The organism is Aquimarina discodermiae, from assembly GCF_040786235.1.
Taxonomy (GTDB): Bacteria; Bacteroidota; Bacteroidia; order Flavobacteriales; family Flavobacteriaceae; genus Aquimarina.
The window spans coordinates 141,959-156,676 of the sequence record NZ_JBFMKP010000003.1 but is presented as its reverse complement, the minus strand read 5'-3'; the positions used below and the strand labels follow the sequence as shown (position 1 = coordinate 156,676).

Here is a 14,718-nt window from a genome sequence, read left to right as displayed (position 1 = left end):
TTTTTTGTAGCATCAAAAAATGAGCTACAATGAATTGTATTCCACTAACCGATCTTCTAATTTTCTAATCTTGAAAAACCAGTTATTTTTCTATACTTATGTTTCCCGTTATCAATTACTTACTGAACGCTATCTACTTGTTTTTATTTTACTTACAATATAAAAAAGAAAAATAAGACCTCAAAAAGATTACATTCAATATTCAAAAACACATCTTATCAATTTAATGTATATTTTTGCGGTTTGATATTTACATTCATGATTAGACAAGATACCATAGTAGCCTTAGCAACGCCTTCTGGTGCAGGAGCCATCGCCGTGATTCGTGTTTCGGGTAATGATACGATTGCTATCACTTCTTCTATATTTCGTTCTGTTAGTAATAAAGAGTTGGCCGCTCAAAACAGTCATACCATTCATTTGGGGCATATTATTGATGGTGAGCGTGTACTGGACGAAGTTTTGGTTTCTTTGTTTAAAGGATCAAATTCATATACAGGAGAGCCCACTACAGAGATTTCTTGTCATGGCTCCAGTTACATTCAACAAGAAATTATTCAGTTATTACTTCGTAAAGGATGTAGAATTGCAGATGCGGGAGAGTTTACCTTGCGTGCCTTTATTAACGGAAAATTAGACCTCTCTCAAGCAGAAGCTGTTGCTGATTTAATCGCATCTGATTCTGAAGCATCCCATCAAATTGCTATGCAGCAGATGCGAGGTGGTTTTAGTAGTGAAATCAAAAAACTGCGGGATGAACTGCTTAATTTTGCATCATTAATAGAGTTAGAATTGGATTTTGCAGAAGAGGATGTAGAGTTTGCCAATAGAGATCAGTTTCAGGATTTGATTTCCAGAATTACCAAAGTGCTAAAACGACTTATTGATTCTTTTGCTGTGGGTAATGTTATTAAAAACGGAATCCCGGTAGCGATTGTAGGAGAACCCAATGTAGGTAAATCTACCTTACTAAATGCGTTACTAAATGAAGAGAGAGCCATTGTTTCTGATATTGCAGGAACAACACGAGATACCATCGAAGATGAAATTAATATTGGCGGTATTGGATTTCGATTTATAGATACGGCCGGAATACGAGATACTAAAGATGTCGTCGAGAGTATAGGGATACAAAAGACGTTCGAAAAAATCGAACAAGCACAGGTAGTTATTTATTTGATAGATAGTGTTGAGTTGACTACTGAGGGTATACAAGCCCTAAAAGTAGAAATAGGAAAAATAAAGAATAAATACCCTCAAAAACCACTTATCATTGTGGCCAATAAAATAGATAAGCTGGATAAAGACCAGGTTGCTCATTTAACCAATGAAATAGAAAACATTCACCTGCTTTCTGCCAAACAAAACATCGGAGTTGAAGCCCTACAAAACAAATTATTGGATTTTGTAAATACTGGTGCTTTACGTAATAATGAAACGATTGTCACCAACTCACGTCACTACGACGCTTTGCTTAAAGCATTAGAGGAAATCCAAAAAGTACAATATGGTTTAGATACTGGCCTATCTGGGGATTTGATGGCGATCGATATACGCCAGGCACTATATCATTTTGGAGAAATCACAGGCGAAATCACTAGTGATGATTTATTAGGGAATATTTTTGCTAATTTTTGTATTGGAAAATAGATTTTCTTGCCTTTGGTATGCTTTTAGTTGCCTTTGTTAGACGTTTTGCTAAAAACTAGCATTGTTTTTCATTTGTAGTTGCCTTTAGTAGGTCTTTTCTTTCTTTTAATTGCCCTCACAATACCGCTAAATTTTATAGCAATGTGTATTTTTATTGAACAATTACTTTCAGAAGAAAATGGATATCGGTTTAACCATCAAAGAACAGATTAATTTGTTTCGGTCTATATTTAAAGGGCGCGAAGATATTTTTGCAAAAAGATGGGTAAAAGGAAGTAAAAATGGTTATATGCCAGCCTATTTCTATGATCCTTATCGATATAAGGCTCATCAAATGAGAGGAGGTAGTTTTAAAGACTTTACAGAAAAATCATATTTTCAATTAAATGACAATCAAATCCTAAAACATCTCGATGGAGAACAGCTAATAGGTATATATCCATTACTTCAGGATAACACATCTTGGTTTATTGTTTCAGATTTTGATAAAGCCAATTGGGAAAAAGAATGTAAAGATGTTATTGCTATATGCGCTAAGCAAAATATTCCTGCTTATTTAGAGCGATCTCGATCTGGAAATGGAGGGCATATATGGATATTTTTTGAATCCCCATACCCAGCTATTAAAAGTAGAAAAGTTTTTAAATCTCTTTTAGAAGAAAGCGGTTCATTTTCCATTTTTGATAAAAATTAAAGCTTTGATAGATTATTTCCTAATCAAGACTTCCATTCTGGAAAAGGTTTTGGTAACCTTATTGCACTTCCCCTATATAAACCAAATGTAGCGCTAGGAAATAGTTGCTTTATCAATCCAAAAACATTGGTGCCATATGATAATCAATGGGAGTTTTTACAACAGATAAAGAGGATAAAACCTAATAAACTGGATAACCTATATAATTCAATTAATAAAAATAATGTTACTACAATTTCTTTGACTAATAGTAATAAGCTAACTATTTTTTTAGATCGGTCAGTTCATTTCAACAGAACTAGTTTAACATTACCATTAATAAATTTTCTAAAATCTACATATAACCTTCCAAATTCAGAATACTTCATTAAGAAGAAAATGAATAAAAATATATGGAATATTGACAAATATTTCAATCTCATAACAGAAACAGACAATGAGGTTATACTTCCAAGAGGTGCTATTGGGCAATTACTTCGATTTTGTAGAGAACAAAAAATAGAGTTTGATTTTCAAGATAAACGCAACAAAGTAGAGAACCTGAATTTTGTATTTAGTACAACATTGCTAAAACACCAACAAGCTATCTTGCCTCTAGTTCACAAAAAGGATTTTGGTGTTATTGTAGCTCCTCCAGGATCCGGTAAAACGGTAATTGCATTAAAGATTATTGCAGATAAAAAACAACCTGTATTAATTATTGTTCATAGAAAACAATTATTAGAGCAATGGATCGAACGGATTGAAAGTTTTTTGAAGATTCCGAAAAAAGAAATTGGAAAGATAGTTCAAGGCAAAACAAAAATAGGTAAACAGATTACTATTGCAATGATCCAAAGTTTAACAAAAAAGATTGATGACATAAAAACAGTAAAGGCTTTCAAAACTATTATTGTAGATGAATGTCATCATATTCCAGCGGAAACATATAGTACCACTTTATCAAAACTCTCTACATACTATCAATATGGACTTACTGCAACGCCTTTTAGAAAATATAATGATGGAAAACTAATTTTTGCACATTTGAGAGAACTTATAGCTGAAATTAAACCACAGGATATTGAAACTTTCAAGAAAGCAAGAGTTGTTATTCGTAATACTAATTTAAATATTCCCTTTAACTCGAAAACCGATCATTTCGAAACCTTATCCAAAGTATTAGTTCACGATTCAAACAGGAACAAACGTATTCTTACAGATATAATTAAAGAAGTAAATAATGGAAGAAAAATAGTTGTTATTACCAAAAGGAAAGAACATATTATTATACTACATCAGTTTTTGAAGCAAACTTGTGAAGTCATAACATTAAGTGGAGATGATTCTGAAAACGATAGAAATATAAAGTGGGGAATTCTGAAAGAGGGTAATTATCAAGCTTTAATTACTACTGGGCAATTTTTTGGTGAAGGTACTGATCTTCAAAATGTAACTTGTCTCTTTTTAGTATACCCTTTTTCATTTAAAGGCAAACTGATTCAATATATAGGAAGAGTTCAACGATCTGAAATAACACCAATTATTTATGATTATAGAGATCATCAGATTGAATACCTCGAAAGATTATTCCTAAAAAGAAATACATATTATAGAAACCTGGATAAACAAGCTACGCTATTTGATGATATTTTAGAATCTGCTACAGTATCCAAAAACAATACAATTATAAAAAAGCGGATAAAAATATCCATCGATCAACTTGATTTTCGATATGGTACAATTGCTTTCATATATAAAGACAGTTCTTTTTCTAATGAATTAGAGTTTGAAATTGAGAATGATTATATACGTCCTGAATTTGATGTTTTGAAACCTTATTTTTCCAAAATATTGGAATCTAAAAATGTAGAAATTGATATTCAAGCTGAAATTGAAAACAATATTTTGGTTTCTCAACTGGCATCTTCTAATGATTTAGAAAATATAAACAGAGAGATTATAGAAACTGTTAGATTTACTTTTATCGAAAAAACTTTTTTCGGAAACAAATCATCTGCAATTACAAAGTTAGATTTAGATAAAAACCAAAAAGATACGGATGGTTTATATCAATCAACAAGAGAGTTATTAGAAGATATTCTCAAAAACAAAAATGTAAAACACTTCAGGCAATTACAATATTTAGCAACTAACCATATGGATACTGTGTTGAAACTTAGATACGTTTTAAATCCATTTGCGTTTGTTTTTTTATTATCTGGAGAAAATCAATTTCATCTTGTTTTAGAAACTTTAAACACAGAAGAAGCAACCTATGTTTGGCATATTGAAAAAGACATTACTATGTTAAAAGAGAACCTTAAACTTATAGATAGAGAACTAAATATAATTAAAAATGAGGGGAGACAGCTTTATCTCCAAAGTCAACCCACTAATTTTAGTCGAATAATTCACGATTATTCAAACGATAAGAACGGGTTTATTCTTTGGAGAGATCAATTGGAAGAAAAATTATATTAATGATTCTGCTTTAAATTATAGAATAAAAAAGTACATTCGTGATACTATCAAATGATACTATTACAATATGAAACCTCCATATTCTATTACAGAAAACATACTTAGTTTAGTTGCACAAATTTCTGAAAAAATTGGTGAGATTAATGCATATTATCTCCATAAACCAACAACAGAGTTAAGAAAAAAGAATAGAATTAAAACCATTCAAGCATCACTTGAGATTGAAGGAAATACACTTACAGAAGAGCAGATCACTGCTCTATTAGATAATAAAAGAGTCCTAGCTCCTCAAAAAGATATTCTAGAAGTACAAAATGCTATAAAAGTTTATGAACTATTACAAGAACTTAATCCACATAAACTAAATGATCTATGTAAAGCACATAAGTGTCTAATGAATGGATTAATCGATACAGCAGGAAAACTTAGAATAAAAAATGTAGGGATTGTAAAGGGATCGGAAGTTGCACATATTGCTCCAGGCGGAAATATGGTTAAAGGTCTAATGAATGACCTATTTGATTATTTACAAAATGAAAATGATCTCATACTCATAAAAAGTTGTGTATTTCACTACGAATTAGAATTCATTCACCCCTTTATTGATGGAAATGGCAGAATAGGAAGGTTATGGCAAACGTTGATATTAATGGAACAGTATCCTGTATTTGAATACCTACCAGTGGAAACATTAATCAAAAATAAACAAGAAGAATACTATAATGTATTAGCCATATCTGATAAATCTGGAAATTCAACTTCATTTATAGAATTCATGTTAGCTATCATTCTTGAAGCTTTAGAAGAATTGTTACAATCTCAAAATAAATCTATTACCAAAGATGATCGAATTTCTATTTTTAGAGATAAAATTGAAAAAAAGTATTTCGGAAGAAAAGAGTATTTACAAAACTTTAAAGATATCTCTCAAGCTACTGCCAGTAGAGATCTAAATTGGGCTGTTTCTGAAGGAATTCTTTCTAAGACTGGAGATAAAAGAAATACAAAATACTATTTCATTAATTAAATTTAAGTCAAACAAAACCCTACCAAAAGCAAACAAAAGCTCCCACCTTTAGTACACCTCCTACTCTGATATCCCTCTATTTACAAGGGTTTATTATATATTGTATTGGGAAGTAATTATAATGGTAGTTGGTAACTTCTAGTTCCTTTTGTTTAAAAATTTTGAATAAAACAGGGAAGTATAAATTATGACCCTTTCTCTGGATTATAATTTACGCTTCCCTTAATAATTATGTGTACTGTCATCAAAATAAAGGTGAAAAGAATTAGTTTCCTTTATTGATTTTAAATTTTAAACTATTCACACTTTAGAATTGCACTGGCTCCGCAAAACCAACCGCACCATTTACAATGACCAGTTTTATATACACCACCACTACTACAATAACAATGTAAATCTCCACTGTTTTCTTTACCATCTTCACTAGTCAATCCAGTATGTGATCCTCCGAAAACGTTTTTTTGTTGCGTCTTGTTTAATGTCTTTGCTCCGTCAAGCTTTAAAATTGATTTTAACATTTATAAAATTTTTATAATTTATATTCCCCGAACTATTTATGACACTCAGGGTCTGTGTCAATATTTTTTGTTGACTAATTAACGGTTTATTTCCATGAAATTGGTACCACTAGAAGATATGGCACTTCTTTTTTCATTATTTCTTACCATAAAAGCAAGAGTTCTGGTTAAAAACTCTTCTTCCTAATGTGATAGTTTTAATTAATAGGTAGAAATGACAGAATGGGTAGATTATGGCAAACTTTAATATTGATGCAACAATATCCTGTATTTGAATACCTACCTGTAGAAACGTTCATCAAAAATAAACAATCAGCGTATTATAACCCATTAGCTATATCTGATAAATCTGGAAACTCAACCCCATTTATCGAATTTATGTTAGCTATTATTCTAGAAACTTTAGAAAGTCTATTACAGTCTCAAAATAAAACTGTTATTAAAAATGATAGAATTTTGATTTTTAGAGATAAAATTGGAAGCTTACCTTTTGGTCGAAAAGAATATTTGCAAAATTTTAAAGATATATCTCAAGCAAAAGCCAGTAGAGATTTACAATGGGCTGTTTCAGAAGGTATACTTTTAAAAACTGGTGATAAAAGAAATACCAAATATAAATTTATTAATTGAATTAAGATCTGACAAAACCCACCACAAGCTCCCCCATACTCTCCTATCTCTTTATCCTCAAAAGATTGACACATATTGTATAGGGGAAGTAGATTTGGTAAAACAATTTGAAATAATGACAATTACATTAGAAAAAGTAAATGTTATTATTTATAACCTTTTTATATATACTACTGACATGAACTTTGGATATAAAGATGCAAAAAACTTAGCATCTTAAAAGAACTCTAAAAAAACAAGAGTTCTGAATAAGCACTCTTGTGTTTAATGGTAAAATTATGCGAACTGTCATCAAAATAAGGGTAAAAAGAATATCCCTTTTTTATTATTTCTTACCATATAACTACCTAAATAAAAACATTTTGAGAGAACTCACTAACGTAATCTATTAAAAGATATTAGAAACATTATTAATCCTTGTGATTACAACCAAAAGCAAGTAGAAAATAACCAATACTACAAAAACTGAAAGTCAAATCAGACCAGAGTTCATTTAAAAAACTAAAGTGGCTTAATTAGGTGTGAAATAATTAATCTGTGAATTTTAGATTATACACTTTATCATAGGAAATGACACTTTTATACAATGCCAGCTGCTCTTTATACATTTTAAAACATTTAAAAGAATGATTTTCATAGATTTAACTTTAAAAAACACTTTTAAATTAACTCTTATTGAACCTCATAATTATGAAAAAACTTATTCATCTATTAAAGTCTGTAATTTGGATTGCTGGTCTATTTATAGGCATGAATTTTGGAACCGCACAATCCAAAAGTACACTAACAGGACATCAAATGTACAAATTCGCGAAAGCGCAAGAATTGACCGATAAAAAAAATCAAAAGCACTCTTCTGTAGAAAATGCACAAAAAAGAATGGAGTATGAGTTTCAAAGAACCAGAGACCCAAAAACAAATGAAATTCCTAAAAACATTTTAGAAAAAGAAATTGCCTTTTCTAATAAGATTGAAATAGGAAATCATTCGAAAAAATCTTTGACAAAAAGTTCAAAATCAGCAAATTCTTATGATTATCACTATTGGAAAAATAGAGGACCTCATAATGTAGGAGGAAGAACCAGAGCACTTGCCCTTGATATGACTAATGAAAATGTAATTTTTGCAGGAGGTGTTTCTGGGGGATTGTGGAGATCCAGCAACTCGGGGGCATCTTGGAGAAAAGTAACCAATAAAAGACAGACGCCTAGTATTACAAGTATTGTACAAGATCCCAGACCTGGATATCAACATATCTGGTATTATGGAACAGGAGAAGCTTATGGAACCGCCGGCGAAGACGGAGCCTTTTACAGCGGTGGCGGTATTTTTAAATCCTCCAACGGTGGAAGAAACTGGAGGCAATTATCTTCTACAAATGATAATGATGTTTCACAGACATCTTCTTTTGATATTATAAATTCTATGGTGATACACCCTTTGAATGGCTATCTCTACGTAGGAGCATATGATGGAGTTTACCGATCTAAGGATCAAGGTCGGTCTTTTGAATTGGTATTACCAGGTGGGGCGAACAATCAAATAGAAATTGCAATTTCGCCTTCGGGACAACTTTATGCTTCTATAGATGATGATGGAGTTCCTAACAAAGGATTTTTTACCAGTGCAACTGGAGATCCAGATAGTTGGAAAAATATAACCCCTGCTTTTTTACTTGAAGCTGACAACTTTAGTAGAACCGTAATGGCAGTAGATCCATCAAATGAAAACAAGGTGTACTTCTTTTCCTATAAACGATTTGATATAAATAATGAGTATTTATTAAGATATAATGCCAACGCAAGTACTCCAGAAGAAGCTTGGACAGATCTTAGTGCCAACTTACCCATTGCAATAGGAGGCCGTGTCGGGAATCTAAACCTACAAGAATCATATAATATGATGATAAAAGTGAGTCCTGTAGATTCTAACCTCATTTTTATAGGAGGAACCAACCTTTATCGATCTACTACAGGATTTACCACTCCTGCTGGTAAAGAAAGTTGGATCGGAGGTTATTCATTAGAAAATGACGCTACCGTTTATCCTGATCATCACCCTGATCTTCATAACTTAGTTTTTTACCCTTCCAATCCAAATAAAGCACTTTCGGCTTCAGATGGAGGAGTTGCCCTTACTGAAGATATCACAACTACATTATCAGATAAACAACCTGTAAATTGGATTTCCTTAAATAATGGATATCTCACTACTCAACCTTGGCATGTATCCTTTGATCCATCAGGAAATAGTGATGATCTTTTGGCAGGATTTCAGGATAATGGTACCTGGTATACCAGTTCTACCATTCCTACAGATCCTTGGATTAGTCAGTTTAGTGGGGATGGTACATATTCTGCCATAGCAGATAACGGAAAAGTACGTTACGTTTCTGCTCAACGTGGTGTGATTTTTAGAACTAACATTGATAAAAATGGTGAACTAGAATCATATGCCAGAGTTGATCCACCAGTAGGAGGAATTTTTGTAACTCCTTATATTCTAGATCACAACAATGACAACATTATGTATTTTTGTAGTAGGGGAACCATATGGCGTAATAATAATCTTGATAAAATTCCGACTGGTTCGGTGTCCTCTCCTACTACGAATTGGGTCGAGCTCACAAACTCTGCGGTTCCAGACGGTGTAATATCCGCGTTAGATGTTTCTACTTATCCGATTGCTAATAAATTATATTATGGAACTAATAGAGGAGCTATTTTTAGAATGGATAATGCCATTGCCGATAATCAAAATATAGTAGACATCTCTACAGGAAAAGGCTTTCCGGAAGGAGCATTTGTAAATGATATTAATATAGACCCTTCTAATCACGATAGAGTAATTGTTACCTTTTCTAATTATAACATTAACAGTTTATTTCTTACCGAAAACGGTGGAGAAACCTGGACAAATATTAGTGGGAATCTCGAAGAAAATGCCGACGGGAGTGGAAATGGCCCTTCGGTAAGAAGTACTGCCTTTTTCGGAGGAAGTCAGGGTTTCTTTGGATCTGTATACCAAAAAGTATATGCTGCCACCAGTACTGGCTTATTTTATGCCTATGGGCTAAGGGGCGAAAATACACGTTGGTATAAAGAACAGTTCGCTATAGGAAATGCAGTAACAGACGAAGTAATTACCAGAAAAGATGGTTTTATCGCCCTAGCAGCTCATGGAAACGGACTATTTAGTGCTAAATTTCCTGTATATAATGAAGTTCCAGAACCGATGCTAAGGGTTGCTTATCAACTAGACGATATTACCATTGGAGCCTATGATAGTAAGGCTTTGAGAAAAATAAATATCAAAGATTTATTTATCCATGCAAAGAACAAAAAGATTGGTATTAAAGTCACCAATACAAATACAGAATTGGTTACTGCATCAATAGAAAAGGATTCACTTTTGATTGCTATTAATGACAAGGAGGGCTTTGGGCAAGCAACTATCAATCTGATCGCTACTTCTGGAAAAGAACAAGTTGCTGAAGCCTTAACCTTGAATGTAAATGATATCCTAGTTCCAGAAAATAAAGAATTCATCGGATTTGGTATTACAAGTATAAATAATACAAGGACTAAAATATCTCAGGAGAATGCAGATGATTTTATCATCCCAGAAGGAGAAACCTGGAATATAAAAAGAATATTTGCCAGAGGGTTTATTTTTTCTCCTCAAACCAAAACGACTACATCTGTAATTATTTATGCAAATAATGACGGTAAACCAGGAGAAGAAATTTATAACAGTGGTCCTTTAGATAAAGAGAGTAGTAATACTGTGGATACCAGATTGGTTGTGCTTCCTGAAACATTAACCTTGGCAAGTGGTACGTATTGGGTATCTGTTTATGATAATACCGATACAACTAACAACATTAGTTCATTATTTGATAACTGGTACTGGCGTTTAGGAAAAAACAACTTTGGTTATGAATCCCATACACGTGGTATTGATTTTATTAATGACGAAACACAAATTACAGATTGGATATCACACAAAGATAGTAGTGATGGCGTTATTCAAGATCCTACAGATCTGTTGTTTGAAATCTACGGTACTATTGATGGAGTAGAAAAGGAAAAAATCACGCTTTTAAAAAGTACTATAAATGAGATACAGGTTTTTCCAAACCCTTCTGCCAATCTATTTACTTTTAGTTTTAAAAATATCTCATCCAATGAAAAATTTTCGATTCTTATCTATGATATTCATGGTAAACAGGTGTTTTCAAAAGCAGGCTCTTATAATAAAGATCTAGAAATTACCTGGGATGCTTCACAAATGACTCCAGGCGTTTATTTAGTAAATGTTTTAGATAGCAGAGGTAGGCAATCCTTTAAAGTTTTGAAACAATAGACATATCATTTAGTTTAATACGCTGACCTTAAAGAGATTTTAAGGTCAGCTTTTTTATAAGAACTGGCTCAAACTTTTTCAATTCTCTATAAAAATGTCATTTTTTGACAATTCTTTTCAATATAACCGTGTTATTGGTCGTTAAAACCCTAAGAATATATATTCCTTTCAAAAGATCACCAACAACAATAGGCTTATTATCAAATAACTGTAGCAGTACCTGCTTTCCTAATAAGTCATAAATTTCAATGGTCTCAATACCTAAGTTATCAGAATTATCATCCCAAGAAAGTTATAAAGCATTCGGGTCATCCCCTACTAGATGAGCAGATAAGTTAGCAGGTACTGCCGGAGATGTAACATCATCAAATCTCAACGTATAATCCTCTTTTTCAATAAAATAAATAACTCCGCAAGGTGCAGGGTCATTGGCATAAGCTACTCTTACTCGTAATATGATTTCACCAGAAACCCCGCTAGGAACAGTAAAACTAGTAGAATAAGTAGTCAAATTACCAGAAGAATTCAATACTGTTTCTGAAGAATTATCAAAATTACCATCTTGGTTCCAATCTACCCATGCTTTTATTCTGGTTGCTGACCAGGTTATTTGTGGTGTTACAGAAATCGTTGTTATATCATTAATGGAAATACTTTGTGAAGTAAAATCAGAATATCCATTCGCAGAAGCTCCTGAATCATTATTGATACTACCAATGGTTACATTTTTGATATACTGTCCAGAAGGAGAACCAGCGGTCGGAATACAATAATCAGATACGCTCGAAATTGCTTTATTAGCACCACCATCCAGTTGTGCTGTTTTGGATACTATTTTGTTGTCTAAATGTAGTTTTTGAGAAGACATTTTTTTCCCTAAGAAAAGCTGAATAGCATAGCTAATATCAGGCTTGCTTTTTCTGCTTTCACGTTATGATATTTAAGGTTAATAATCGCCGAAAAAAAAGCTATTTTTTCCCCTTATCAATATTCGATTTACATTAACCTTATGTTACTATTTATTTGCATTTATCGAGAACAGATAATGATAATTTAATCAATTTTGTTATTCTATATTGCTATAAGTTCTTAATAACTTCTAAATGAAACTTAGTGTCAATTCAATTTGGTTACTCGAATCTAAATATGATTAAATAGTATACGTCTAACACTCTTATGATTTGTTTTTAGATGATATGCTACTTAGGGTTTTAACAGGCTTCAAATCGCTTAGTATATGCATTAGTTTTTGGTCTCTCCAAACTAAACTACCTTTTCATTTATGCAAAGTATATCAACAATATTCGGAATACCCGACCCTTTGAGTCAATACATCAAAGCCAACAGCAAGTCTGTACAAGCGAAGCCAACGGCTAGTATCGCCAAGACCTCGGGAGCTATCGCCAAGACACCGGTAAGTAACGCCAAGGCTCCTGGTAGCCTCGCCAAATCATTGGGAAGTGGCGCGAAGGCTTCGCTATCACTTCCCAACTCTTAGCGTTAACTAACTTAGTCTTCGCGTTACCCTCTGTATTTGGCGACATAACCTTTATAGCGTTCGGGATTCTTTCTAAAAGCATATTTACCCGTTTCCCTAATTTCGTTCATCGCTTCTTTAAGGTGGGTGTAGGCTCTATCTCTCATTTCTTTTGCTTTAGAATTATCGAGTTTACTACCATTTACCTGTGCTAGTAGTTCTGCCAGTTCGCCAGACCTGTCTGCGGCCTGGTCTAATAGCTTCATATCAAAATTTGTTAGCGCTAATTCTTCGGGATTGGCTTTTCCCAGTGCACTGATATCACTTAGGTCCTGGATCATATCGGCATCGCTTTCTCCTCCTGCTATTTCTCGTACCCTTGCCGTAAGATCTGCACGTTTGCGATATGCAAAACGTAAATCTGCCAACAAATCATTTCGAAACTCATAAGCTATAGGTGATTGTTCTTTCCAGGTTTTGGTTGCCTCTTCCTGCCCATAGCGTTCTGCGATCCAAACAGACTGCGCATGCCTGGCGGCGCCTGCTCGTTGTGGCAGATCGGCAACAAGATCCCAATCCAATCCTTTACTTTTTAATGTAGCTTTATCCTCTAGTGCCCATACATACTGATCTTCTGCTTCTTGCAGATAGGCATCTATTGGTGTTTTTGGAGGTTTAACAATTGCTAAGGGCAATGCTTCTAATACGGCTAATTTAGCGTCATAATTTTCTTTTGACATACTTTTACGGTTTTAATTAAAAATAGTATTACTTAATAGTCAATCTGTTATAATTGACTCTAAGTATGTATTGTATGTCTTAAGGTTTGGATTTGTTACCGTTTTTATTTTATGGCATAGTAAATTTTCTACTTACCAATCGTAAAATAAAAAGTAGATCCTTTTCCCGGTGTGCTTTCTAGTCAGATTTTTCCTTTTAGTGTGGTAACAATTTTTTCTACTATCAATAATTGATTTTTCAGTATTTGAAGTATTCTATTTTCCTTTATCATTCATAAAAAATTGTTTCAAAATTCGTAGTGTTTATTCTTCATACAGTTTATCCGACCGCTTATTACATTGATAACACCACTCATGTCATTTTTTCTCTTTCCTCCCTCTTTATTCTTCAATTTCGCTATGTAATTAATAAGGATAACAATTTAAAAACAACAAGTAAACTATGTGTACTATTAAACAAATTGATGGTAAGAGAGTAAAATTATTTATTCCTAAAACAGCCAAAAAAGTGGCTTACTTTTGCCATGGAGTTCATAAGGGAGATACCAATGCGATTTCTGGTGTAACATTAGGCTATCTTGCACCTCATCAAACCACTACCAATGTTGCTCCAGATGGAATAGGTATCCCTCCAAAATACGGTCCTGAAAAGCCAAATGATAAAAATACCTGGTATTCTTATACCTTAACCAACGTATCTGTTTTTGGTTTTACAGATGATAATTGGAAAGAATTGGCCACTCAATATCAAACCGCCATCGCTCTTGTCGATCAACCCACATCTACAGAAGATATGGTTACTACTTTAAAAGATGAAGGATTTAAAGATATTGTAGCTGTTCATTGTCGTGAAGTAAATGGTGCAGATAATAAGGCATGGAACCCGCTTACCGATGAAGAACTAAAGACGGTAAAAATGAAATTGAGTATTGCGCGTAATGATTTAAATAATAGTAAGTGGTTTGATGACAATTGGACAATTGTTGACTCTAATACTCAACTAAAAAAAGGAACGGAAATAAGTAATAATGAAGGGTACTGGATCATCACCGATATTGCTCAAGATAAAGACCAAACCGTAAATCTCGTGCAAAAACACTAACCATTAACATCAAATTATAGATAGGCTGATTCTTATAATTTGAAAATAGAAA

Annotated in this window: 9 protein-coding genes and 2 pseudogenes; 7 read left to right on the top strand and 4 right to left on the bottom strand. The window is 33.0% G+C overall.

Features of this window, described 5'->3' with window-relative positions; genetic code table 11:
- Nucleotides 1–258: 258 nt before the first annotated feature.
- The 4 genes and pseudogenes from mnmE to ABW636_RS02650 all read left to right on the top strand — a co-directional run bounded on the left by mnmE (nt 259) and on the right by ABW636_RS02650 (nt 5,834).
- A complete protein-coding gene (gene mnmE / locus ABW636_RS02665; RefSeq protein ID WP_367588406.1) occupies nt 259–1,650 on the top strand; it encodes a tRNA uridine-5-carboxymethylaminomethyl(34) synthesis GTPase MnmE in 1,392 nt (463 codons plus the stop codon).
- Between the two features lie 178 nt (nt 1,651–1,828).
- Nucleotides 1,829–2,530 (top strand): annotated as a pseudogene (locus ABW636_RS02660) (TOTE conflict system archaeo-eukaryotic primase domain-containing protein); the annotation flags it as partial.
- A gap of 192 nt (nt 2,531–2,722) precedes the next feature.
- Nucleotides 2,723–4,807, top strand: coding sequence for a DEAD/DEAH box helicase (locus tag ABW636_RS02655; protein ID WP_367588404.1), 2,085 nt, complete (start codon nt 2,723–2,725; stop codon nt 4,805–4,807).
- 67 nt (nt 4,808–4,874) lie between these two features.
- Nucleotides 4,875–5,834 carry a Fic family protein gene (locus tag ABW636_RS02650; RefSeq protein ID WP_367588403.1) on the top strand — a complete coding sequence of 320 codons (960 nt, stop codon included), beginning with the start codon at nt 4,875–4,877 and terminating at the stop codon, nt 5,832–5,834.
- Between the two features lie 296 nt (nt 5,835–6,130).
- Here ABW636_RS02650 and ABW636_RS02645 read toward each other — a convergent pair whose 3' ends face one another.
- Nucleotides 6,131–6,352, bottom strand: coding sequence for a hypothetical protein (locus tag ABW636_RS02645; protein ID WP_367588402.1), 222 nt, complete (start codon nt 6,350–6,352; stop codon nt 6,131–6,133).
- Between the two features lie 222 nt (nt 6,353–6,574).
- Between ABW636_RS02645 and ABW636_RS02640 the strand changes: the two genes are divergently transcribed.
- Both ABW636_RS02640 and ABW636_RS02635 read left to right on the top strand, forming a co-directional pair.
- The gene (locus tag ABW636_RS02640; RefSeq protein WP_367588401.1) at nt 6,575–6,982 is read left to right on the top strand and encodes a Fic family protein; all 408 of its coding nucleotides are present in this window, start codon (nt 6,575–6,577) and stop codon (nt 6,980–6,982) included.
- Nucleotides 6,983–7,672: 690 nt separating this feature from the next.
- Nucleotides 7,673–11,347, top strand: a complete 3,675-nt coding sequence (locus ABW636_RS02635; RefSeq protein ID WP_367588400.1) for a T9SS type A sorting domain-containing protein — start codon at nt 7,673–7,675, stop codon at nt 11,345–11,347.
- 97 nt (nt 11,348–11,444) lie between these two features.
- Here the strand turns inward: ABW636_RS02635 and ABW636_RS02630 are convergent.
- The 3 genes and pseudogenes from ABW636_RS02630 to ABW636_RS02620 form a co-directional block, all read right to left on the bottom strand.
- Nucleotides 11,445–11,609: pseudogene (locus ABW636_RS02630) on the bottom strand (T9SS type A sorting domain-containing protein); the annotation flags it as partial.
- 30 nt (nt 11,610–11,639) lie between these two features.
- A complete protein-coding gene (locus ABW636_RS02625; protein ID WP_367588399.1) occupies nt 11,640–12,215 on the bottom strand; it encodes a GEVED domain-containing protein in 576 nt (191 codons plus the stop codon).
- A gap of 653 nt (nt 12,216–12,868) precedes the next feature.
- Nucleotides 12,869–13,564 (bottom strand): hypothetical protein, encoded by a 696-nt coding sequence (locus tag ABW636_RS02620; protein WP_367588398.1) that lies wholly within the window; start codon nt 13,562–13,564, stop codon nt 12,869–12,871.
- 442 nt (nt 13,565–14,006) lie between these two features.
- Between ABW636_RS02620 and ABW636_RS02615 the strand changes: the two genes are divergently transcribed.
- The gene (locus ABW636_RS02615; protein ID WP_367588397.1) at nt 14,007–14,666 is read left to right on the top strand and encodes a hypothetical protein; all 660 of its coding nucleotides are present in this window, start codon (nt 14,007–14,009) and stop codon (nt 14,664–14,666) included.
- Nucleotides 14,667–14,718 lie beyond the last annotated feature (52 nt).

Excerpts from the sequence above, each read along its gene's own strand:
- mnmE (WP_367588406.1), top strand. The coding sequence starts at position 259 with ATGATTAGACAAGATACCATAGTAGCCTTAGCAACGCCTTCTGGTGCA.
- ABW636_RS02655 (WP_367588404.1), top strand. The coding sequence starts at position 2,723 with ATGAATAAAAATATATGGAATATTGACAAATATTTCAATCTCATAACA.
- ABW636_RS02650 (WP_367588403.1), top strand. The coding sequence starts at position 4,875 with ATGAAACCTCCATATTCTATTACAGAAAACATACTTAGTTTAGTTGCA.
- ABW636_RS02645 (WP_367588402.1), bottom strand. The coding sequence starts at position 6,352 with ATGTTAAAATCAATTTTAAAGCTTGACGGAGCAAAGACATTAAACAAG.
- ABW636_RS02640 (WP_367588401.1), top strand. The coding sequence starts at position 6,575 with ATGGGTAGATTATGGCAAACTTTAATATTGATGCAACAATATCCTGTA.
- ABW636_RS02635 (WP_367588400.1), top strand. The coding sequence starts at position 7,673 with ATGAAAAAACTTATTCATCTATTAAAGTCTGTAATTTGGATTGCTGGT.
- ABW636_RS02625 (WP_367588399.1), bottom strand. The coding sequence starts at position 12,215 with ATGTCTTCTCAAAAACTACATTTAGACAACAAAATAGTATCCAAAACA.
- ABW636_RS02620 (WP_367588398.1), bottom strand. The coding sequence starts at position 13,564 with ATGTCAAAAGAAAATTATGACGCTAAATTAGCCGTATTAGAAGCATTG.
- ABW636_RS02615 (WP_367588397.1), top strand. The coding sequence starts at position 14,007 with ATGTGTACTATTAAACAAATTGATGGTAAGAGAGTAAAATTATTTATT.